19 protein-coding genes, 1 tRNA gene and 1 pseudogene are annotated in these 20993 nt (G+C 65.1%); 10 read left to right on the plus strand and 11 right to left on the minus strand.

Features of this window, described 5'->3' with window-relative positions:
- Positions 1-21 precede the first annotated feature (21 nt).
- The 4 genes from FJ428_RS27965 (at position 22) to FJ428_RS27980 (ending at position 4034) form a co-directional block, all read left to right on the plus strand.
- Complete coding sequence (locus FJ428_RS27965; RefSeq protein ID WP_140759307.1) at positions 22-894, plus strand: dimethylarginine dimethylaminohydrolase family protein; 873 nt, start codon at positions 22-24, stop codon at positions 892-894.
- Positions 864-1535 carry a TetR family transcriptional regulator C-terminal domain-containing protein gene (locus FJ428_RS27970; protein WP_140497252.1) on the plus strand — a complete coding sequence of 224 codons (672 nt, stop codon included), beginning with the start codon at positions 864-866 and terminating at the stop codon, positions 1533-1535. Before FJ428_RS27965 ends, FJ428_RS27970 begins: the two co-directional genes overlap by 31 nt.
- A complete protein-coding gene (locus tag FJ428_RS27975) occupies positions 1535-3115 on the plus strand; it encodes a 5-guanidino-2-oxopentanoate decarboxylase (protein WP_140556907.1) in 1581 nt (526 codons plus the stop codon). The genes FJ428_RS27970 and FJ428_RS27975 overlap by 1 nt, the downstream gene beginning before the upstream one ends.
- 211 nt (positions 3116-3326) lie before the next feature.
- Positions 3327-4034 (plus strand): SDR family NAD(P)-dependent oxidoreductase, encoded by a 708-nt coding sequence (locus tag FJ428_RS27980; RefSeq protein WP_140497248.1) that lies wholly within the window; start codon positions 3327-3329, stop codon positions 4032-4034.
- Positions 4035-4145: 111 nt separating this feature from the next.
- Here FJ428_RS27980 and rpsA read toward each other — a convergent pair whose 3' ends face one another.
- The 3 genes from rpsA to aroA form a co-directional block, all read right to left on the minus strand.
- Positions 4146-5843, minus strand: coding sequence for a 30S ribosomal protein S1 (gene rpsA / locus FJ428_RS27985; RefSeq protein ID WP_140497246.1), 1698 nt, complete (start codon positions 5841-5843; stop codon positions 4146-4148).
- Positions 5844-6047: 204 nt separating this feature from the next.
- Entirely contained in the window at positions 6048-6698 is a 651-nt protein-coding gene (cmk, locus tag FJ428_RS27990) for a (d)CMP kinase (protein ID WP_140512881.1), read from the minus strand.
- Positions 6699-6961: 263 nt separating this feature from the next.
- Entirely contained in the window at positions 6962-8320 is a 1359-nt protein-coding gene (gene aroA / locus FJ428_RS27995; protein WP_140580572.1) for a 3-phosphoshikimate 1-carboxyvinyltransferase, read from the minus strand.
- 207 nt (positions 8321-8527) lie between these two features.
- Here aroA and FJ428_RS28000 point away from each other — a divergent pair, with 207 nt between their 5' ends.
- The 4 genes from FJ428_RS28000 (at position 8528) to FJ428_RS28010 (ending at position 9901) form a co-directional block, all read left to right on the plus strand.
- Positions 8528-8917 carry a TIGR02300 family protein gene (locus FJ428_RS28000; protein WP_140497238.1) on the plus strand — a complete coding sequence of 130 codons (390 nt, stop codon included), beginning with the start codon at positions 8528-8530 and terminating at the stop codon, positions 8915-8917.
- A gap of 173 nt (positions 8918-9090) precedes the next feature.
- A tRNA-Ala gene (locus FJ428_RS28005) sits at positions 9091-9166 on the plus strand.
- Between the two features lie 56 nt (positions 9167-9222).
- Complete coding sequence (locus FJ428_RS30440; protein WP_181165293.1) at positions 9223-9378, plus strand: hypothetical protein; 156 nt, start codon at positions 9223-9225, stop codon at positions 9376-9378.
- A gap of 37 nt (positions 9379-9415) precedes the next feature.
- Complete coding sequence (locus FJ428_RS28010; protein WP_140523500.1) at positions 9416-9901, plus strand: hypothetical protein; 486 nt, start codon at positions 9416-9418, stop codon at positions 9899-9901.
- Here the strand turns inward: FJ428_RS28010 and FJ428_RS28015 are convergent.
- The 6 genes and pseudogenes from FJ428_RS28015 to FJ428_RS28035 all read right to left on the minus strand — a co-directional run bounded on the left by FJ428_RS28015 (position 9891) and on the right by FJ428_RS28035 (position 15621).
- Positions 9891-10409, minus strand: a complete 519-nt coding sequence (locus tag FJ428_RS28015; RefSeq protein WP_140523503.1) for a hypothetical protein — start codon at positions 10407-10409, stop codon at positions 9891-9893. The two genes, FJ428_RS28010 and FJ428_RS28015, sit on opposite strands and share 11 nt — an antisense overlap.
- A complete protein-coding gene (locus tag FJ428_RS30820) occupies positions 10402-12465 on the minus strand; it encodes a glycine cleavage T C-terminal barrel domain-containing protein (RefSeq protein ID WP_348642863.1) in 2064 nt (687 codons plus the stop codon). Before FJ428_RS30820 ends, FJ428_RS28015 begins: the two co-directional genes overlap by 8 nt.
- 239 nt (positions 12466-12704) lie before the next feature.
- Positions 12705-13379 (minus strand): annotated as a pseudogene (locus tag FJ428_RS30990) (2Fe-2S iron-sulfur cluster-binding protein); the annotation flags it as partial.
- On the minus strand, positions 13277-13543 hold the full coding sequence (locus FJ428_RS28025) for a sarcosine oxidase subunit delta (protein ID WP_140559767.1): 267 nt from the start codon (positions 13541-13543) through the stop codon (positions 13277-13279). The pseudogene FJ428_RS30990 and the gene FJ428_RS28025, both read right to left, overlap by 103 nt.
- 71 nt (positions 13544-13614) lie before the next feature.
- Positions 13615-14868, minus strand: a complete 1254-nt coding sequence (locus tag FJ428_RS28030) for a sarcosine oxidase subunit beta family protein (RefSeq protein ID WP_140880600.1) — start codon at positions 14866-14868, stop codon at positions 13615-13617.
- Between the two features lie 93 nt (positions 14869-14961).
- Positions 14962-15621, minus strand: coding sequence for a TetR/AcrR family transcriptional regulator (locus FJ428_RS28035; RefSeq protein WP_181167417.1), 660 nt, complete (start codon positions 15619-15621; stop codon positions 14962-14964).
- A gap of 266 nt (positions 15622-15887) precedes the next feature.
- Between FJ428_RS28035 and FJ428_RS28040 the strand changes: the two genes are divergently transcribed.
- Positions 15888-17327, plus strand: coding sequence for an aldehyde dehydrogenase family protein (locus FJ428_RS28040; RefSeq protein WP_140512893.1), 1440 nt, complete (start codon positions 15888-15890; stop codon positions 17325-17327).
- Between the two features lie 73 nt (positions 17328-17400).
- The gene (locus tag FJ428_RS28045) at positions 17401-17982 is read left to right on the plus strand and encodes a DUF1349 domain-containing protein (protein WP_140880602.1); all 582 of its coding nucleotides are present in this window, start codon (positions 17401-17403) and stop codon (positions 17980-17982) included.
- A gap of 31 nt (positions 17983-18013) precedes the next feature.
- Here the strand turns inward: FJ428_RS28045 and FJ428_RS28050 are convergent, their stop codons facing one another.
- Together FJ428_RS28050 and FJ428_RS28055 are read right to left on the minus strand one after the other, a co-directional pair.
- Positions 18014-19543, minus strand: coding sequence for a mercuric reductase (locus FJ428_RS28050; protein ID WP_140564971.1), 1530 nt, complete (start codon positions 19541-19543; stop codon positions 18014-18016).
- On the minus strand, positions 19533-20876 hold the full coding sequence (locus FJ428_RS28055; RefSeq protein ID WP_140880636.1) for a glucoamylase family protein: 1344 nt from the start codon (positions 20874-20876) through the stop codon (positions 19533-19535). The genes FJ428_RS28050 and FJ428_RS28055 overlap by 11 nt, the downstream gene beginning before the upstream one ends.
- Positions 20877-20993: the final 117 nt, after the last annotated feature.

Below are 20993 nucleotides of genomic sequence, written 5' to 3' on the forward strand. Positions count from 1 at the left end.
TTTCAGCTAAAAAGGGCACCGATGAGCGCTTTCGGATCACAGTCCATGGCGGCGACGCTGCGGCGCGTGCTGATGCGGTCGGCGGCCAACGCCATGCGCGACGCCGACAGATCTGCCTGGCACTATGGCCCGGGGTTCAATCCGGCGAAAGCTGCATCGCAGCACGCGGCCCTTGCTGAGTTGGTAGCGGCTTCCGGCGCTGAAATCGAATGGGTCGAAGACAAGGCCGACGGACTTTCGGATTCGGTGTTCACGCACGACCCATCGCTGATGACCGGTCGCGGCGCGCTGATCCTGTCCATGGGTAAGCCATTACGCGCCAGGGAGCCCTCGCTGCATGAGGAAACCTACACAAGGCTGGGCATTCCGATCCTCGGCCGCGTCGAGGCTCCTGGTCAGGTCGAAGGCGGTGATTGTGTCTGGGTGGACGCCCGCACGCTGGCGATCGGGCGCGGTGTCCGCTCCAACCAGGAAGGTATCCAGCAGGTTTCCAACCTGCTGACGCCGCTGGGCGTTTCCGTCTACGGCTTTGATCTGCCGCTGTGGCAGGGCGAAGAGGCGTGCCTGCATCTGATGTCGGTGATCAGCCCGTTGGCGGACGACCTCGCGCTGGTTTATTCGCCGCTTTTGCCGGCCCCGTTCTATCAAATGCTGAAGGCACGCGGCATCCGGCTGGTCGAAGGCGATGCCGAGGAGTTCGCTGCTTCCAACGGCCTCAGCCTTAACGTACTGCCGACCAGCCCGCTCAACGTCATTGCCGTTGCAGGCTTTCCCAAGACCAAGGCCGCGATGGAGGCCGCGGGCTGCATGGTTGAAGTCTTCGAGGCGGATGCGCTCTGCATCGCCTGCGAAGGTGGGCCGACATGCCTGACGCGGCCGATCCTGCGCCAATGAATGCGCCATCCCGCCGCAAGTTTCGTCGCGAGGGCGAGGAGCGGCGGCGGCAGGATCTGATCGAGGCGACTCTGGACAGCGTGGCCGAACATGGGCTGCAGGGCGCCACCTTGCGCACCATCGCATTGCGTGCCGGCGTCACCGCGGGGCTGATCCGGCACTATTTCCCCGGCAAGGAAGAACTGCTGCAGGAGGCCTATACGGCACTGGTCGGCCGCATGACCGAGCAGGCGAAAGCAGCATTGGTCATGGAAGATGCCTCGCCGCGGCAACGCCTTGCGGCTTTCGTCACCGCCAACCTCAACGCGCCGATCATCGACGCGCGGGTTTTTTCGCTCTGGGCAACCTTCATCGGCCGCGCCGGTGCGGATCCGACCCTGGCCCGTGCCCACCGCGAAGGCTATCTCGGCTTTCGCAACGAGGTGGAGGCGGTTGTGGCCGAAGTGCTCGCCGCCGAACAGTGCAAGCCGGACGCAAGCCAGTTGCGCCACCATGCCATCGCGATCAACGCGATCATCGACGGACTCTGGATCGAAGGCTGCCTGGCCGGCGAGATGTTCTCGCCCGGCGAATTGGCGGCGATTGGGATCAAGGCTGTCGAAGCCGAGCTCGGCCTCGAGCCGGAAAGGGGAGAACACTAATGACCACCATTGGCGAAGCGTTGATTTCACTGCTCGAGGCGCATGGCGTCGACACCGTGTTCGGTATTCCCGGCGTCCACACGGTCGAGCTTTATCGCGGGTTGGCGCGTTCGAGGATCCGCCATGTCACGCCGCGCCACGAGCAGGGCGCGGGCTTCATGGCCGACGGCTATGCGCGCGCCGGCGGCCGGCCGGGCGTCGCCTTCGTCATCACCGGCCCGGGGCTGACCAACACCATCACCGCCATGGCACAGGCGCGCGCCGATTCGGTGCCGATGCTGGTAATCTCGGGCGTCAACGCCACGCCGACGCTTGGCAAGGGCCTGGGCTTCCTGCACGAGCTGCCGGACCAGCGCGGCATGATGGAAAAGGTGGCGCTGTTTTCGCAACGCATCACCGAGGCCGGCGAACTGCCCGGCGCGCTCGCCCGTGCCTTCGCGCTGTTTTCCTCGTCGCGGCCGGGCCCGGTGCATATCGAGATTCCGACCGACGTCATGGTCAAGCCTGCCGATGGGATCGCGGCGGTGCTGAGCAATGCCGCGCCACCGGCTGCCGGGGCGACGGCCATCGCCGCGGCGGCCAGCCTTTGTGCGGCGGCTCGGCACCCGCTCATCCTGGCCGGCGGCGGCGCCAAGCGCGCCGAGGATGCGCTGCGGCGCCTGGCCGAAAGGCTGGGCGCGCCGGTCGTCGAGACGACCAATGCGCGCGGCCTGCTCCACCGCCATCCGCTCTGCGTACCGGCCAGTCCCAGCCTGAAAGCCATCCGCGCGCTGATGGGCGAGGCCGATCTGGTCATTGCCGCCGGCACCGAGTTCGGCCCAACCGATTATGACGGCTATGGCGATGGCGGATTTGTCCTGCCGGCCAATCTGATCCGCATCGACATCGGCGCCGATCAGCTGGCGCGCCGTCCGGCGACGGTGGCCATCCAGGCCGACTGCGCCGAGGCGATCGAAGCCTTGCTTGCCGCGCTCGGCTCGGTCGACGCGGGCAGGCAGGACGGGAAGAACCGCGCCGCGGCGGCGCGAAAGGCGGCTCGCGCCGAACTGACCCCCGTCCATGCGGCGCAGGTCCATGCGGTGGAAGCCATCCGCGACGCCCTGCCGGGCGCGATCATCGTCGGCGACTCCACCCAGCCCGTCTACGCGGCCAACCTCTATTACGATCACGACCGGCCGGGCGGCTGGTTCAACGCCGCCACCGGCTTCGGCGCGCTGGGCTACGGCCCGCCGGCGGCGGTGGGCGCGGCGCTCGCCATGCCCGACGCGCCGATCGTCTGCCTCACCGGCGACGGTGGCTTCCAGTTCACCTTACCCGAGCTCGGCGCGGCGCTCGATGCCGCGGCACCCGTTATCTTCGTCGTCTGGAATAACAGGGGCTATCGCGAGATCGAGACTTCGATGCTCGACGTCGGCGTGGAACCCGTCGGCGTGTCCCCGGCACCGCCGGATTTCTGCAAACTGGCCGAGGCCTATGGCATCGGCGCCGAACGGATCGCCGATACCGGCGCCTTACCACTCGCGCTGAAGCGCGCCCGGGCAACGGGGTTGCCGCGCGTCATCGAAATCACGGTCGAGTGAAGCTTCACGCGGCGTCGATTTTCCTACCTGCATCGTGGTCATTCGCCGGCTTGGCTTTTGCGCGGCAACAATCGCCGCTGCCCGACACATGCAAAGACGCGACGGCTGCCATGTCGAGATATCAATTGAGTGATCGCACGAAAGGCGCGACGCTTCGCGTCGGCGCGGCGAAACAAGCGACATAATCAAAAAAAGACAGGAGCGGTCCAGGATGACGGAAACACTTCAGGGCAGGCATATCGTTGTGACCGGTGGAACCGGTGCGCTCGGCGGCGCGGTCGTCGGCAAGCTGCTGGGCGAGGGCGCGGTCTGCCATGTGCCGAACGCCCATGCCGCGGCACCTTCGCATTTCCCTTTCACCACGCACGAGAACGTCAGGCTGGCGCACAATGTCGACCTCTCCGACTCCGCCAAGGTCGAAGCCTTCTATGCCCAGGTTCCCGCCCTGTGGGGATCGATCCATCTGGCGGGCGGCTTTGCCAAGGCGCCTGTGGAGAAGATCGAATCCGCCTCCTTTGCCGAGATGATGGACACCAATGCCCGCACCGCGTTCCTGTGCAGCCGTGCGGCGGTGCGCTCCATGCTGGCGGCGGGCACCGCCGGCCGCGTCGTCAATGTCACGGCACGCGCCGGGCTTGATCCGCGCCGCGGCTCGGGCATGGTCGCCTATGCCGCCTCCAAAGCAGCGGTCGCGGCGATGACGGTGGCCATGGCGGAAGAGCTGAAGCACCAGGGCATCCTGGTCAATGCGGTGGCCCCCTCGACGCTCGACACGCCGGCCAACCGTGCCGACATGCCGGATGCCGATTTCAGCAAATGGGTCAGCCTCGAAGCGGCGGCCGAGGCCATCGCCTACCTTGCCTCGCCCGCCAACCAGGCGATGAGCGGCACGCTGGTGCCGCTCTACGGTCGCGCATAACGCGCATAGTTGACTTCGACGATCCTCGGGCTGCGTCCGAGTTTCCGACAAAGAAGAACCCCGCCGGATCGCTCCGGCGGGGTTTTGTTTCGGGCCTGTGCGAAAGGGCGATTAGCTGCCCTGCTTCTTCAGCGCGGCGCCCAGGATGTCGCCCAGCGAGGCGCCGGAGTCGGTCGAGCCGTACTGGGCGACCGCTTCCTTCTCCTCGGCGATTTCCAGCGCCTTGATCGAGACCTGCAGCTTGCGGGTCTTCTTGTCGAAGGCGATGACGCGGGCGTCGACCTTCTGGCCGACGGTGAAGCGCTCGGGGCGCTGCTCGTCGCGGTCACGGGAAAGGTCGGAGCGCTTGATGAAGGTCTCGATGCCGCTTTCCACCAGCCGCACTTCCAGACCGCCATCCTTGACGCCGATGACCTCACAGGTGACGACGGCGTTCTTGCGCAGCTCGCCTGAAGTCGCCGCTTCGCCAACCGTGTCGCGGGCCAGCTGCTTGATGCCGAGCGAGATGCGCTCCTTCTCGATGTCGACGTCGAGCACCTGCGCCTTGACCATGTCGCCGCGATTGTACTCCTCGATCACCTGCTCGCCCGGACGGGTCCAGTCGAGGTCGGAAAGGTGCACCATGCCGTCCACGTCGCCTTCCAGGCCGATGAACAGGCCGAACTCGGTCTTGTTCTTGACCTCGCCCTCGACCTGGCTGCCGACCGGATGGCTGCGAGCGAAAGCCTCCCACGGGTTCTCCAGCGTCTGCTTGAGACCGAGCGAGATGCGGCGCTTGGCCGGATCGACTTCGAGCACCACGACATCGACTTCCTGCGTCGTCGACAGGATCTTGCCGGGATGCACGTTCTTCTTGGTCCACGACATTTCCGAAACGTGGATAAGGCCTTCGATGCCCGGCTCCAGCTCGACGAACGCGCCGTAGTCGGTGATGTTGGTGACGGTGCCTTTGATCTTCTTGCCGATCGGGAACTTGGTGCCGATCTCCGACCACGGATCGCTCTCGAGCTGCTTCATGCCGAGCGAGATACGGTGCGTTTCCTGGTTGATGCGGATGATCTGCACCTTGACCGTCTGGCCGATGTTGAGGATCTCGGTCGGATGGTTGACGCGGCGCCATGCCATGTCGGTGACATGCAGCAGGCCGTCGATGCCGCCGAGGTCGACGAACGCACCGTAGTCGGTGATGTTCTTGACCACGCCTTCGACAACCTGTCCCTCTTCGAGGTTCTGCACGATTTCCGAACGCTGTTCGGCGCGGCTCTCCTCGAGCACGGTGCGGCGCGACACCACGATATTGCCGCGGCGGCGATCCATCTTGAGGATCTCGAAAGGCTGCGGGTTGTGCATCAGCGGCGAGACGTCGCGGATCGGGCGGATGTCGACCTGGCTGCGCGGCAGGAACGCCACGGCGCCGTCGAGGTCGACGGTGAAGCCGCCCTTGACCTGGTTGAAGATGACGCCTTCGACGCGCTCACCCTTGGTGAACTTCTCTTCGAGACGCACCCAGCTCTCTTCGCGGCGAGCCTTCTCGCGCGACAGCATGGCTTCGCCAAGCGCGTTCTCGATGCGCTCGACATAGACTTCGACCGTGTCGCCGACCTTGAGGGTGGATTCCTTGCCCTTGGCGCCGAATTCCTTCAGCGGCACGCGGCCTTCGACCTTGAGGCCGACGTCGATGATGGCCATGTCCTTTTCGATCGCGGTGATCGTGCCCCGGACAACCTGGCCCTCGCCGGAATGGCCGGCGGTGAATGATTCTTCGAGCATGCTCGCGAAATCATCGCGAGAGGGATTTGCTACAGACATTGTTTCTCCTGGAATGCCCCGCATCTTTTTAGCGGAGCGTGCGCCGTGGGTTAGCGTTGCGTTGGCCTGCCGGCGTTCCGGGCAAAGAGCCCTTGGCCGCTTAAGGCGGCAAGTCCGGCGCATGAAGAATGCTGGCAGGCTGGTTCGTGCCCGATATGGGTATTTCCTTCGCCTCCAGCAACGGAAGCACAAGGGAAACCCGGATCAGGCCTTGTTTCCCTTGGACAGCACGTCGTCGATGACAGTTCTGGCCGCGAGAAACGCGGCTTCTATAGCCATTTCGCTGGTATCAAGCAAGTGCGCGTCGGGGGCAGGCTTCAAGGGCGAGTCGGCGCGGCCCATGTCACGCTCGTCGCGGCGCCGGATATCGGCGAGGATTTCGGTGAAATCAGCCGTGCCGCCGATGCTCTCGATCTCCGCCAGCCGGCGCCTTGCCCGCACCTCGGCGCTCGCGGTCACATAGAGTTTGATGTCGGCATCGGGGCACACCACGGTGCCGATGTCGCGACCGTCGAGCACGGCACCCGGAGGGGATTTGGCAAACTCGCGCTGTTTCTCCACCAGGATGCGCCGCACCGTTGGAAACACCGCGACCTTCGAGGCCGCTTCGCCAACCGCATGCGCCGACAAGACGGCCCGGTCGAGCTTCGCCAGGTCGACTTGGCGCGCGGCCGTCTCGGCCGCCGAGACATTGTCGAGCGGCAAGCCAAGCCGCAGCAAGGCATGGGCGACGGCACGGTAGGTGAGGCCGGTGTCGAGCAGGTTCAGTCGGTAGTGATCGGCCAGACGCCGGGCGAGGGTGCCCTTGCCGGCTCCGGCCGGACCGTCGATGGCGATGGTGAAGACGTGTGTCATTGGCAGGCCAGCATACCTGAAACCGAACAGCGTAGCGGTCCGGAGAGAGCTTGCGATCCGTCGCGCCCCCCTCTGTCCTGCCGGACATCTCCCCCCCAAGGGGGGAGATTGGCAGTTCCGACGCCTCGCTCACTTCTGCAACGCGGGCGATTTGCGAAGGCCGCTGTGACGGCTGATCTCCCCCCTCGTGGGGGAGATGTCCGGCAGGACAGAGGGGGGCGCTGTTCTGCCGGCATTTCAGTTTGGCCCCAACCCATCAACTCTCACCCGATCTCCGCCCCAAGCCCCGTCATCAGGCTCATGAACTCCGGGAAACTTGTCGCGATCATGTTGGCGTCGTCGATGGTCACCGGCTTCTCGGTCGCCAGCCCCATGATCAGGAAGCTCATGGCGATGCGGTGGTCGAGATGCGTCTGCACGGTCGTGTCCGGGCCATTGGGATGGCCGCCGAGCCCCTTGCCGCCGGGCTTTCCGCGCACCGCGAGCGATGCCTCACCCTCTGTGCAGTCGACGCCGTTAAGCTTCAGTCCATTGGCGACCGCCGACAGCCGGTCGGATTCCTTTACCCTGAGTTCCTCCAGCCCCTGCATCAGGGTCTCGCCCTCGGCGAAGCTGGCGGCAACCGCCAGCACCGGATATTCGTCGATCATCGACGGCGCCCGTTCGGCCGGCACGGTGACGCCCTTGAGTTCGGAGTAACGCACGCGCAGGTCCGCGACATCCTCACCGCCGGCGTTACGCGGGTTCAAGATCTCGATCTGCCCGCCCATCTCCTGCAAAGTCAAAAGCAGCCCGGTGCGGGTCGGGTTCATCAGCACGTTTTCGATCACGATGTCGGAACCCGGCACGATCAGCGCGGCCACCAGCGGGAAGCCGGCCGAGGATGGGTCGCCCGGCACGGCGATCGTCTGGCCGGTGAGCTTGCCCTGGCCCTCGATGAAGATATGGCGCACGCCGCGCTCGTCGGTCTCGACCGACAAATTGGCGCCAAAGCCTTTCAGCATCTTTTCGGTGTGGTCGCGCGTCATGACAGGCTCGATGACGGTGGTGATGCCGGGCGTGTTGAGGCCGGCGAGAAGCACCGCCGATTTCACCTGCGCGGAGGCCATCGGCACGCGATAGGTGATCGGGGCGGCATGCTTTGGCCCATGCAGCGTGATCGGCATGCGGTCGCCGGGCGTTGCCTTCAGCACCTGCACGCCCATCTGGCGCAGCGGCTCCAGCACGCGGCCCATCGGCCGGCCTGACAAGGAAGCATCGCCGATGAAGGTCGTTTCCATGTCATAGGTGCCGACCAGCCCCATGGTCAGCCGCGAGCCGGTACCGGCGTTGCCGAAGTCGAGCGGCCCTTCCGGCTGCAGCAGCGCGCCGTTGCCGGTGCCGCGGATCACCCATTCGTCGCCGCGCTTCTCGATATGCGCGCCCATCGCCTTCATGGCGGCACCGGTGCGCATGACGTCCTCGCCTTCGAGCAGGCCGGTGATGCGGGTCTCGCCGGAGGCGAGCCCGCCGAACATGAAGGAGCGGTGCGAGATCGACTTGTCGCCCGGCACGCGCGCCGTACCGGAAAGCGCTTGACATTTACGGGCGGTGGCCGGCTTGGAAGCGGCGGCGTGAGACATGGAATTTCCCTGGACGGAATGCCGGCGGGCCGGCGCTTTTCATTTGTTGCGGCGGTCTCGTATCACGGTGGGCCGAAATGGTCATCCCCCATGGTCGACGCTTGACGCTAGGCCTTTCAACGCATGGTTTTGTGACGCCGGCTTTTGGCTTTGACAGCGCTGCAAACAGTGGTTAAGGGGACCACTCTTTTATCGACGAGGCTTGCCGTGGCAAAAACCGAACTTGGCACAAAGCGTATCGACCCTGAAACGGGTCGAAAATTCTACGACCTGAACAAGGACCCGATCGTCTCGCCCTACACCGGCAAGACCTATCCGCGTTCCTATTTCGAGGAAGGCAAGATCGCCGCCCTCGAGGAGGAAGAGGAAGTGGCCGAGAAGGAAGTGGACGCCGAGGACGAGGAGGGCGTAGAAGTCGTCTCGCTCGAAGAGGCTGACGAAGACGTCAAGGGCGACGATCTGCCCGATCTCGGCGACGACGAGGATGATGTCGACCTGGGCGACGACGAGGACGATACGTTCCTCGCCGACGAAGAGGAAGAGGACGACGATGTCGCCGACATGATCGGCGTCGGCGACGACGACGACGAGGTCTGACAAGGCCGGGAACGCAAGCGTTTGCCGGCTTTCGCAGCTTGTGAAGAAAAAGCCGCTGATGAAGGCTTGATATTGACGAAGGGCGGGGTTAGAAGCCGCCTGCACTAACGGCGCGGTCTCCAACCCGCGCCGGATCTCTTCGCCGGAAACGGCGCCGGTTGACTGCCGGAAGTGGGGCCATAGCTCAGTTGGGAGAGCGCTTGAATGGCATTCAAGAGGTCGTCGGTTCGATTCCGATTGGCTCCACCAAACAGTCACTTTTCCAAATTTCGGGGTTGTAGAAACCGGATTCAGCTTCGGAATTGTTGGACATCGCTGCCCGCCGCAGCCTGAAGCGCGCCGGTCAGGCGGTCGACGCGGCGGTTTCGTTCTGGCCGCCCGCTCCACTGATGCTGGGCTGCCTGCCGATTTCGCTGCCGTCGGGCGCGCCGGTGCTTACGCAATATGCGGCCATTGACTAAAACGGTTCCTGTTTGATTCGCTTTGAACGGGACCGTCATGAGCAAAGCCCTCACGTCCTTCGCCCTGGTCGCGGTGCTGACAGCGCTGCTCATGGCCTTGAGCCTGGTGGTGGCCAGGCACGGCTACCCCTACGGTGCGATCGGCGTCAGGCGCCTCGACGGCATTGCCGATGCCGGGATGTTCATACCACTCGCCGCCGTCTATTTCTTCAGCGCGCTGCTGATGATGATCCTGCCGATCAGAGCCGCCAGCATCGTGCTCACCCATGCAGCCGATGCCATCTTCTGGACCGTGATCGTGCTCCTTGCCTCCATCGTAGGCTGTCTCGTCGCCAGATGGGCATTCAGCCAGCGCGACGCCCTATGGGCGCTGCTGAACTGGCGGTTCCTGTTTGCGGCGGCTATCGTCGGTTGCCACTTCGTCATGAACGAGCTTCGCCGCAACGTGCTCTTGCGCAGTCTGTTTTTCGTCGTCTTCGCGGCGGCCACGCTGGCCTGCCTGTTCTGGTCGTTCACGCTCTGAGAGCCGTTTCCATCCACGTCCACAGGTAGGATGCCAGGCCGCGATCGACATGGATGCGCAGCCTGTCCCGGTGGCGGTAGACGATGGCACTGACGCCGGCGAAGGAAAGTGCGGCACTGGCGCTTTCCTTGTTTGGGTCGAGCGTTGATCCGCGCGCGATGAAAGCGTCGATGGCCGAGCCTTTGACCTCGAACACATGAAGTCCAGCGCTGATCGCCGTCACCGCGAAACCTTCCGCGTGCCAACCCGCGGCGATGGCGAGCGGTGTGCTCGACACGACGAGCAGGCGGTCGCGCGCCAGACGCGCCGCATAGCGGTCACCTTGCGCGCTGCCAAAGGCGCCCACGCCGTTGCCGTCCATGCCGGATATCCGCGCCCAGGCGTCGAGATCGCCGCTGACCAGCAATTGGTGAAGGCCGGGGATCGTGCGCGCCTCGAGACCCGGTGCACCGATGGTTGCCGACTGCCAGTCCGGCGCTACCGGCCATTTTTGGGCGAGATCACGCATTGAACCGGTCTCCTGCCGGGTCGAAGGCGCAAGGAGCGGCGATCGTCGCCGTCATCGCCTTGCCGAGATGTTGGATTTCGATCGTTTCGCCGTGGCGGGCCGCACCACTCTCGATCAGGCCGAGCGCAACCGGCCGGCCAAGCGTAGGGCTCCGGTAGCTCGATGTGACAAAGCCCTGGCTGCGCAGCTTGCCGCCGCTACGCTTGATGCCATGCGCGCCAGTTGGCAGCGGCGCTTCGCCGGACGGGACCGCCAGCCCGACCAGCTGCATGCGGTCGCCGCGCGAAGCCTCTTCGGTGAACAGCGAGCGGCGGCCGACGAATTCGGTCTGGCGCTTTGCCCGCGGGCCCTCGACGCCGAGGTCGTGCGGCAGCGTGGTGCCGTCGGTGTCCTTGCCGATCACGATGAAGCCTTTCTCGGCGCGCAGGATCATCAGCGCCTCGAGGCCGATGACGACCGCATCGAACGCCTGCCCGGCGTCGCGCAGGCGCGCCCACAAAGGCTCGGCGCGATCGGCCCGGATGGAGATCTCGTAGCTTCTGTCGCCGGTGAAGCTGACGCGGGTGATGCGCACCTCGTCGCCGTCATAGCTGCCCTGGCCGACCGCCATGTGCGGCAACTCGCCATCGTCGAGCGAAAGGCCGAGATCAACCGTTTCGAGCAGTTTCCGGGCGTTCGGTCCCGAAACGGTCAGGGTCGCCATTTCCGCGGTGGCGTTGTGGATGTAGACCGCGCCGCGCCCGAACCGGTCCTGGCGCCACTCCTCCAGCCGCGCATGCACGGCGGCCACGTGCGAGGACGAGCACGACACGACGAAGCGATGCTCGTCTAGCCGCACCAGCACGCCGTCGTCGAAGACCACGCCGTTCTCGGACAGCATGAAGCCGTAGCGGCAGCGGCCCGGCTTCAGTGTCGACATCGTGTTGTAATAGACGAAATCGACGAACGCGGCCGCCTTGGGTCCGATCACCTCGATCTTGCCCAGCGTCGAGCCATCGAACAATGCGACGGACTGGCGGGCGCGGCGGGCCTCCTCCTGGATCGAGCGATCCGCATCGCCGCCCCCATAATAGGCCGGGCGCAGCCAGCCGCCATACTCCTGGAACACGGCGCCGCTGGCACGATGCACGCTCTCCAGCGGCAGCCGCCGCACCGGCGCCATCAGTTCGCCGCTGCGCGCGCCGGCGAAGCTCGCCAGCGGAACCGGCGTGAACGGCGGACGATAGGTCGTGGTGCCGACTTCCGGCACCGTGCGGCCGGTGATCCCGGCCATCAGCGCCAGGCCCGGCAGGTTGGAGGTCTTGCCCTGGTCGGTCGCCATGCCGAGCGTCGTGTAGCGCTTCAGATGTTCGACCGAGACGAAATTTTCGCGCGCCGCCAGCTCTATGTCCTTCACCGTCACGTCGTTCTGGTAATCGATCCAGATGCGTCCCTTCGAACCCGGCGTTGGCCATGCCGCTACTATCCCGCTGGTCGCCTCCGTTCCGCTGCTGCGCGGCACTGCTGCCTTCGTCGGGCCGAGCGACGCGACGGCTTTCTGCGAACCGGCGAATACCTCCGACAACGAAACCGCGCCGGCGGCAGCTCCGGCCACCGCTATGGCCTCGACCGGGTCGCCCGGCAGGAAGGCCGCGCGCGCCTCGCTCCAGGCGAGCTTGCCCTTGGCCTGGCCGAAGAGATGGATGGTCGGTGTCCAGCCGCCCGACACCAGCACGCAATCGGCATCGAGCCTGGTGCCGTCGTCCAGCATCACACCCTCGACGCGCAGCTTGCCGGCCGCGGCGGTGAGCGCGCGGCCCTTGAGCATCCGCACCTTGGCGGGCGCGGCGGGCATACCGTCGCGCCTGATGTCGACAAGCGTGACGTCGGCGCCAGCCTCGGCGGCCGCCTCCGCCACTTCATAGGCGCTGTCATTGTTTGCGGCGACGACGATATGGCGGCCGGCCAGCACCGCATGGCGCCTGAGATAGCTGAGCGCTGCGTCCGCCGAGAGAATGCCCGGCAGGTCATTGTTGGCGAATGGCAGGGGCCGCTCGATGGCGCCCGTCGCCAGCACGATCCGGCGCGGCCTGACCCGCCACAGCGTGTCCGGCCGGCCGTCGAAATGCCGCTGGTTAAGCCCGACCAGATTATGGTCGTAGATACCGAAAGCGGTGGTCGAAGGCAGGACCAGGTGACCGCCGGCGGAAAGCCCGCAACCGTCTCCTCGACCCAGATGGCGGCCGGTTTGCCGTCGATCTCGCCAACTCGGTGACCGAGCGATCCGCCGGGCTTTTGCTGGTCGTCGACCAGCATGACGGACCGGCCTGCGCCGGCCGCCAGCCTTGCCGCTGCCAGCCCGGCCGGTCCGGCGCCGATCACCAGCACGTCGCAATGGTGGTTGATCTGGTCGGCCCGGCCGGGCGACGTCCAGTCCTTGTCTACCTGACCCAGTCCCGCCATGGCGCGAATGCGTGGCTCGAACATGTGCCAGTCCGGCCACATGAAGGTCTTGTAGTAGAAGGCGGCCGGAATGAAGCGGGAAAAGCGGTCGAGGAAGGCGTTGCGGTCGGCCAGCGCATTGGGTGTCGCGTTGACGCTTTTGGCGACCAGCCCGTCGCGCGCCGGCTCGGTCGTCGCACGCGTGTTCGGCGTCGTCTGCGGGCCGCTGATATCCACCAGCGCGTTCGGCTCTTCGACGCCCGCGCCCCAGATGCCGCGCGGCCGGTGGTATTTGAAGCTGCGGCCGACGACCGCGACATCGGCGGCCAGCAGCGCGGAGGCGATGGTGTCGCCGGCGAATCCCTGCACGGTGGCGCCGTCGAAGCTGAAGCGGATCGGGCGCGAGCGGTCGATGGCGCTGCCACCCGTGCTAAGGCGCGAGGCGGTCACGCCGCGTGCTCCCCGCCCAGGGCAACCGAAGACAGCACCTTGTGCGTAACCGTGTCCCGCTCCATGACGAAGAATTCGCCGCAGTTCATATGCACCCATATCTCGCGCGCCGCGCCTTTTGGGTTGGAGCGCAGATAGAGATAGTTGGCCCAATGCTCGATCGGCACCTCGGCGCCATCAGGCCTGACATTGCCGGCATCGCCGCCATAGTGGAATTCGGTCTCGTCGCGCGGGCCGCAGAACGGGCAAGGGAAAAGCTGCATGGCAAACCTCAGTCTTCGTCTTTATGCATGTCGTCGCCCTAAGGCCGCTCGGCGCTTTTGCGCGACATGCATCAATGCGCGATGCCGGAACCAGCCGCTTCGTCGATCAGCCGCCCGCTGGCGAAGCGGTCGAGATCGAAGGGGCGGCTGATGTCGTTGTGCCCGCCCGTTGCCAAAAGGTTCGCCAGAAGCGTGCCGCCGGCGGGGATCGCCTTGAAGCCGCCCGTGCCCCAGCCGCAATTGAGGAACAGATTGGGCAGTGGCGATTGACCGATGATCGGCGAGGAGTCCGGCACGACGTCGACGATCCCGGCCCATTGCCGCATCAGCTTCAGCTGGCCGAAGATCGGGAACATTTCCAACAGCCCCGCGATCACCCCCTCCAGCGTCGGCAGGTTACCGCGCTGGGCATAGGAGGGAGTGCGGTCGAGCCCGCCGCCGATGACGATCTCGCCCTTGTCGGACTGGCTGACATAGACGCCCGTGCCGGGCGACAGTACCACCGTGTCGAGGATCGGCTTGACCGGTTCGGTTACGCAGGCCTGCAGCGCATAGGAATTGATCGGCAGGCGGAAGCCGGCCTTGGCCGCCAGCACCGAGGAATGTCCTGCCACGGCCATGCCGATGCGGTCCGCGCGGATGGCGCCACGCGTCGTCTGGACGCCGCGGCAGCGCCCGCCCTCGACGATGAAGTCGGTGATTTCGCAGTTCTGGATGATGTCGACGCCGAGTCGGCTCGCGGCCCGCGCATAACCCCAGGCGACCGCGTCGTGGCGCGCGGTGCCGGCCCGGCTTTGCCAGATGCCGCCGAACACGGGAAAGCGCGCATTGGCCGTGAAATTGTAGATCGGCGCCACCCGGCGCACATCCTGGGGCGAAAACAGCTCCGCATCGATGCCGTTGATCTGCATGGCATTGACTGTGCGTGCCCCGATCTCCATTTCGGCGGTCGAGTGGCACAGGCTGACCATGCCGCGCTGCGACAGCATGACGTTGTAGTTGAGGTCCTTCGACAGTCCCTCATAGAGCCGGTGCGCCAGCCCATAGAGCTCGACGCTCTGCGGATAGTAATAGTTGGAGCGCACCACGGTCGTGTTGCGGCCGGTATTGCCGCCGCCGATCCAGCCCTTTTCCAAAACCGCTACTCTGGCGATGCCGTGATTCTTCGCCAGGTAATAGGCCGTCGCCAGCCCGTGACCGCCGCCGCCGATGACGACCGCGTCGTAGGACCGCTTCGGCTCGGGCGAGCGCCAGGCCGGCTCCCAGCCGGTCTGGCCGGCGAGGCCTTCCCTGAAGAGCGACAAAGCGGAATAGCGTCTGGTCATGGCGTCTGAAGAGGTTGGGTTCAATGACTGAGGCGTAATGCCATTGTACATATATGTCTAGTTCTTGCCGCGGTGTGAAAGCGGCGGCTGTTGCTAACGGCTGCGCGAAAGCGTTTCCTCGACATAGCGCGAAAAATCCTCGACGTCCTGCGCCGTGGGCTCCTGGCCGGTGAAGCTGCGCAGATAGGACGCGACGTGCGGCAGACGGCTGCTCATCGGTTCGTCGAGCTCGAGCGAGTAGTAGCCGATCTGCATGAAATAGAGCACGCGGGCGCGCACGAAGGCGTCTTCCTCGTCATAGCCGTGGCGCCTGAACATGTCGCGAATGGCGTCGACGCGCTCCTCGTCGGCCTCGTCGAGAGCCCGCCTGATGGCGGGCGATCGCCGGGCCCACGCCCTGATCGCGAAATCCAGCTGCGGATCGAACAGCTTCTCGTCCACCCAGCACTCGAAGATGCTCATCACCCCGCGGATGACGGTCGCGGAAGGCCGCGCGGCGCGTTCGACGATGAACCTTGTATTGGTCTGCCGCCAATAATCCAGCAATTGGTCGAGCAGGTCCTGGCGGCTCTTGAAGTACCAATAGAAACTGGAACGCGACACATTGAGCTTCTGGCCGAGCGTCTGCACACGGACGCTTTCGACGCCGTCCGAAATCAACGTTTCAAGCGCGAGCTTGAGCCAGTCTTCCCGGGTGACCTTGATGTTGCCGGTGGCGCCGGCGCGCTGGGTTGTCGTGTCGGTGGCTTCCATTGGCACGACGCATGACACGCCGCCCCGGGCAAATCAAGACTATGGACATAAATGTACAGACCCGTTTCGCGGTGATTGGAACGATGTGTCGCCGAACCTGTTGGGCCAAGGGCGATGCGCTGCGGGCAGCAGGTCGCGCGGGGCCGCGAACCGAGAGACTTTGTCGCGGCCGTCCGCGCAAAGCGTGCTTTCCCGCAGCGCAATTGTCTGGCAAATACAAATCACACAGATGCCGCCGCGCGGCGAACCAGCAGGAAAGACACGACATGGCACCGCTTCGACAGAACCTCATCGACGGCGAGTGGGTCGGCGATGCCGGCTCCCGCAACATCAACCCGTCCGATACCGGCGACATCGTCGGCGAATACGCTTCCGCAGGTGTCGAACAGGCGGCACAGGCGATCGCCGCGGCCAAGGCGGCCTTTCCCGCCTGGTCGCGCTCGGGTCTGCTGGTCCGTCACGCGGTGCTGAAGAAGACGTCGGACGAGATCCTGGCGCGCAAGGACGAGATCGGCCGCAACCTTGCGCGCGAGGAAGGCAAGACGCTGGCCGAAGGCATTGGCGAGACCATTCGAGCCGCCCAGATCTTCGATTTCTTCGCCGGTGAGACACTGCGCCTCTCGGGCGAAGTCGTGCCTAGCGTGCGGCCGGGCGTCGGTGTCGAGATCACGCGCGAAGCGGTCGGTGTGGTTGGCATCATCACCCCGTGGAACTTCCCGATCGCCATTCCCGCCTGGAAGATCGCTCCGGCGCTTGCCCACGGCAACACCATCGTCTTCAAGCCGGCGGATCTCGTTCCCGAGAGCGCCTGGACCATCGTCGACATACTGCACCGTGCCGGCCTGCCCAAGGGCGTGCTCAACCTCGTCATGGGCAAGGGCTCGGTGGTCGGCCAGGCGATGCTTGACAGCCCGGACATCAACGCCATCACCTTCACCGGCTCGGTTGGCACCGGCAAGCGCGTCGCCGCGGCGAGCGTCGAGCACATGCGCAAGTTCCAGCTCGAAATGGGCGGCAAGAACCCGCTGGTGGTGCTCGATGATGCCGACCTCGCTACGGCTGTCGATTGCGCGATCAACGGCGCTTTCTTCTCGACGGGCCAGCGCTGCACGGCTTCGTCCCGGCTGATCGTGACGAACGGCATTCATGACCGTTTCGTCGAAGCGCTCAAGGAACGGATGGACAAACTGGTCGTCGGAGATGCGCTCGACGCGCAGACCCAGATCGGTCCCGTTGTCGATGCGACGCAGCTCAAGCAGGACGAAGACTATATCGCCATCGGCGTCAGGGAAGGCGCCACGCTCGCCTTCGGCGGCGAGCGGCTTGACCGCAAGACGCCGGGCTTCTTCCTGCGGCCGGCGCTGCTGACCGATGCCACCAACGCCATGCGCAGCTCGCGAGAGGAGATTTTCGGACCTGTCGCCAGCGTCATCCGCGTCAAGGACTACGACGAGGCGCTCGCCGTCGCCAACGATACGCCATTCGGGCTGACGTCCGGCATCTGCACGTCCAGCCTCAAGCACGCCACGCATTTCAAGCGCAATTCGGAGGCCGGCATGGTGATGGTCAACCTGCCGACGGCGGGTGTCGATTTCCATGTTCCCTTCGGTGGCCGCAAGGGCTCGAGCTACGGTCCGCGCGAACAGGGCCGTTATGCCATGGAATTCTACACCACCGTGAAGACCGCCTACACATTCGCAGGCTGATCGGGGCGCAGGCTGATCGGGGCACCGGCTGACCGGGCCGGCGAAGCCTTCGCATGCACCAAGAGACGAGGCGATGACAGTTCAAGACAAGGATCTGACCTGGCTCAATCCGCCGCCGCATCATTCCATCGACGGCGATGCGGTTCATGTGCGCACCGGCAAGGAGACGGACTTCTGGCGCGAGACCTTTTACGGTTTCTGGCGCGACAACGGCCATTTCCTCTACAAGCGCGTAGAGGGCGATTTCACCGCGGAAGTCACCGTCAACGGACGCTATGAGGTGCTCTACGACCAGGCGGGGCTGATGCTCCGCCTCAGCGAAACGCATTGGATCAAGGCCGGCATCGAATACACCGACGGCGTGATGTACTTCTCGGTTGTCGTCACCAACGATGCCTCGGACTGGTCGTTGGCCACCATTCCGGCCGGTCCGGACGGCGTTACGATCCGGTTGACCCGCCATGCCGAGACCATCCGCGTCCAGTACCTGGATGTCTCCGACGGTCATTGGAAGCCGGTGCGGCTCGCCTACTTCCCGGTCTCGAAGGCGGTCGATGTCGGCATGATGTGCTGTTCGCCGCAGCGCGAAGGCTTCGAGGTCACGTTCACCGGCTTTTCGGTCGGCCCGCCGATTTCGCGGGACCTGCACGGCTGAAGCCCGCGCCAACGCCGACGGGACACAAGCGTCATCGCCTGGACCACGCCAGCCAGCGTGCCGCCAGATGCCTCCACAAAGGGGTGAACCGCGTTCGCCGGTAAGCGTCGCCGGCCATTTTGATGCCTTGCGCCTGTGTCGGGAAGGGATGGATGACGTCGGCCAGCGCGTGCAATCCCATGCCCGACCTGATGGCGAGCGACACCCCGTTGATCATCTCGCCGGCATGGGCGGCGACCACGGTCGCACCGAGGATGCGGTCTGATCCTTCCCTGACATGGATTTTGACGAAACCCTCTTCCTCGCCGTCCATCACCGCGCGGGCGACATCGTGCATCAGCACCGTATAGGTCTTGACCGGAATGCCGTCGCGGCGCGCCTCCACCGGATAGAGGCCGACATGGGCGATTTCCGGATCGGTGTAGGTGCACCACGGAACCACCAATTCGCTCAGCCTCTTGCGCCCGAGAAACAGGGCGTTCTGCACGACCATGCGGGCTGTTGCTTCAGCGGTATGCGTGAATTTGTAGTCGAGGCAGACATCGCCCGCCGCATAGATGCGCGGGTTTGAGGTCCTGAGATAGTCGTCCACCTTGATGCCTTTGGCATCGTGGGCAACCCCCGCCTCGTCGAGGCCAAGACCGTCGACATTGGGCGAGCGGCCTATGCCGGTGATGATCTCGTCGACGGAAATGGTCGTCGTGTCGCCGTCCCGCACCAGGTCGGCGAGCTTCTTGTCGCCTTCCCTGCGCACCGCCACCACTTCGGTGTTCAGTCGGACCTCGACCCCCTCGCGCGCCAGCGCTTCCGAAAGGATCTGCGCGGCGTCGCGTTCCTCGCCGGGCAGGAACATCGGATCGCTCTGCGCCAGGATGACCTTCGCACCGAGCAGGCAGAAGGCCTGCGCTGTCTCGCAGCCAAGCGGCCCGCCGCCGATGACCAGCAGCCGCTTCGGGCAGTCGACAAGGTCGAACATCGTCTCGTTGCTGAGATAGCCAGCCTCGACCAGGCCGGGAATGGATGGAAACTCCGGCCTCGCGCCTGTCGCGATCAGCGCCTTGCGGAAGCGCAGCGTCGTTCCCGCGACGGTCACGCAATCGCTTCCGTCGAACCGGGCTTCGCCGAAATGAACGTCGATGCCCAGCGCAGCAAGCGCCTCTGCGCTGTCGGCATGGCTGATCCGTTGCCGGATGCGCCGCATCCTGGTCATCGCGCGCTGGAAATCGACGCGAAGATGGTCCGGCGCATCGGCTCCGAAATTCTCGGCATCGCGCATGTCGGCATAGAGCCTGGATGTGCGGATGATCGACTTGGACGGGATGCAGCCGGTGTTGATGCACGTGCCGCCGATCAACCCGCGTTCGATCAGCGCCACTTTCGCGCCGAGGCTTGCCGCTTCGCTCGCCGCCGTCAGGCCGGCCGGCCCGGCGCCGACGACGACGAGATTGTATGCTCCGGTGGGCGGCGGGTTTCGCCAATGCGGCGGATGGGCGCCCCTGACCAACTCGACATCATTGTGGTCGGCCGGAAAACCGGCAGCTTTCGTCCTTTCAAGCGACATCGCGGCCATCCGGGCTTGCCGACTGCGACAGCCATCCGCCTGTGAACCCCGCCTTGTTCAGGCCGCGGCGGATGTACTGGTTGGAACGCATCAGCTCCCACACCAGGCGCGAGCGGTGGTTCTCGATCATCATCACCACGATGCCTTGGTCGAGGCCGAAATGGCCTTCCGACACCCAGCCGTCGCGGCCAAATTTTCGCCGGTTGGCCAGCGTCGGGTTGAAGCCGCTCGGCAGCCGGAAATTGTCGATCACCTGGGGGTAGCGATCCGCGAGATGGCGCAGCGCCGCCATGCAGATATCAGGCGCAAAAGGCAGCGACGCCGGATAGGACCACGGCGCGATCGTGCCGTCGTCCGGCCCGAAGGGCGCACCGCGCGCGACGTAGCCGGAAAACCGGCGCCGCCGCCGTTGTATGCTGCTGCGAAAGCCGCCCGGTCCGTCCCCGGCCGAAAGCCCCCAGAGGTTCTCTCCGTAGCCGTCATAGCCATACGGATTGTGCCGAGCATAGTCGCGGTGCAGGTAGGTCGAGCGGCGGCTGTTTTCGAAATAGTCCGAATTCTTCTCGCGCATGAAAGCGTCGCGGATGCCGGCGAAATCGATCCAGGCATGAGAGAACTGGTGCATGAACAACGGACCGCCATAAAGCACGTCGTAGCCGTAGATGTTTTCCCACTGATAGGTCGCCGTCCAGCCCGCGTAGCTGTCGTCGGACGTCGGGCTGTCGGGCGAGGCCATCGACAGGACATAGAGGATCGTCGCCTCATTGTAGCCTTCCCAGCCATAGTGGAGAAAGCCGCTCTTCGGTTTCCAGCCCTGTCGCAACGTCGGACTGCTGCCTTGCGCCCATCGCCAGTCGACGCGCCGGTAGAGCGCCTCGGCCAGCCGGCGGATTTCGGCTTCCTCGTCATCGTCGCCCCGGAAATAGGCGCCTGCCACGAGAATGCCGGCCATCAGCAATGCCGTATCCACCATCGACAGTTCGCAGCGCCACACCCGAAGTCCGGTGCGAATGTCGAGGAAATGATAGTAAAAACCCTTGTGGCCGGTGACGTCAGCGCCACTGCCTTGCGTGCTGGTCCAGAAGAAACGCAGCGCGGCGAGCGTCAGCTCCACCGCTGCTTCCCGCGCCATCCAGCCGCGCTCGACCCCGATCGGATAGCAGGAGAGCGCAAAGCCTACGACCGCGATGCTGGCCGGTGAATTCGGCCGCGACGTGTCGGCGACCAGCCCGTTTTCGGGGTTCACGTTTTCCAGAAAATAGCCGAAGGCCGCGCGCTGGAAACGATCCAGAAGGTCGTCGTCCGACAGGATGGCAGGCTCGACCTTAAGCAAATGCGGCAAGCTCCGGTCCGGTCGTCGCGATTGTCGCAGAAAGGTGCAGGAATTGCGCGCGGGCCGAACTGTCACGCCTGGTCATGTCTTCGCCCTCATTGTTGCCGTTGCCGGGTT

It is taken from the genome of Mesorhizobium sp. B2-8-1 (assembly GCF_006440955.1).
Taxonomy (GTDB): Bacteria; Pseudomonadota; Alphaproteobacteria; order Rhizobiales; family Rhizobiaceae; genus Mesorhizobium.

What these genes read in the sequence shown, in the direction of transcription:
- rpsA (WP_140497246.1), bottom strand. Translation starts at nt 5,843, where the DNA reads ATGTCTGTAGCAAATCCCTCTCGCGATGATTTCGCGAGCATGCTCGAA.
- FJ428_RS27975 (WP_140556907.1), top strand. Translation starts at nt 1,535, where the DNA reads ATGACCACCATTGGCGAAGCGTTGATTTCACTGCTCGAGGCGCATGGC.
- FJ428_RS28010 (WP_140523500.1), top strand. Translation starts at nt 9,416, where the DNA reads ATGAGCAAAGCCCTCACGTCCTTCGCCCTGGTCGCGGTGCTGACAGCG.
- aroA (WP_140580572.1), bottom strand. Translation starts at nt 8,320, where the DNA reads ATGTCTCACGCCGCCGCTTCCAAGCCGGCCACCGCCCGTAAATGTCAA.
- FJ428_RS28030 (WP_140880600.1), bottom strand. Translation starts at nt 14,868, where the DNA reads ATGACCAGACGCTATTCCGCTTTGTCGCTCTTCAGGGAAGGCCTCGCC.
- FJ428_RS27965 (WP_140759307.1), top strand. Translation starts at nt 22, where the DNA reads ATGAGCGCTTTCGGATCACAGTCCATGGCGGCGACGCTGCGGCGCGTG.
- FJ428_RS28035 (WP_181167417.1), bottom strand. Translation starts at nt 15,621, where the DNA reads ATGGAAGCCACCGACACGACAACCCAGCGCGCCGGCGCCACCGGCAAC.
- FJ428_RS27970 (WP_140497252.1), top strand. Translation starts at nt 864, where the DNA reads ATGCCTGACGCGGCCGATCCTGCGCCAATGAATGCGCCATCCCGCCGC.
- FJ428_RS28050 (WP_140564971.1), bottom strand. Translation starts at nt 19,543, where the DNA reads ATGTCGCTTGAAAGGACGAAAGCTGCCGGTTTTCCGGCCGACCACAAT.
- FJ428_RS28040 (WP_140512893.1), top strand. Translation starts at nt 15,888, where the DNA reads ATGGCACCGCTTCGACAGAACCTCATCGACGGCGAGTGGGTCGGCGAT.
- FJ428_RS28045 (WP_140880602.1), top strand. Translation starts at nt 17,401, where the DNA reads ATGACAGTTCAAGACAAGGATCTGACCTGGCTCAATCCGCCGCCGCAT.
- FJ428_RS28025 (WP_140559767.1), bottom strand. Translation starts at nt 13,543, where the DNA reads ATGCAGCTTTTCCCTTGCCCGTTCTGCGGCCCGCGCGACGAGACCGAA.
- FJ428_RS28015 (WP_140523503.1), bottom strand. Translation starts at nt 10,409, where the DNA reads ATGCGTGATCTCGCCCAAAAATGGCCGGTAGCGCCGGACTGGCAGTCG.
- FJ428_RS27980 (WP_140497248.1), top strand. Translation starts at nt 3,327, where the DNA reads ATGACGGAAACACTTCAGGGCAGGCATATCGTTGTGACCGGTGGAACC.
- cmk (WP_140512881.1), bottom strand. Translation starts at nt 6,698, where the DNA reads ATGACACACGTCTTCACCATCGCCATCGACGGTCCGGCCGGAGCCGGC.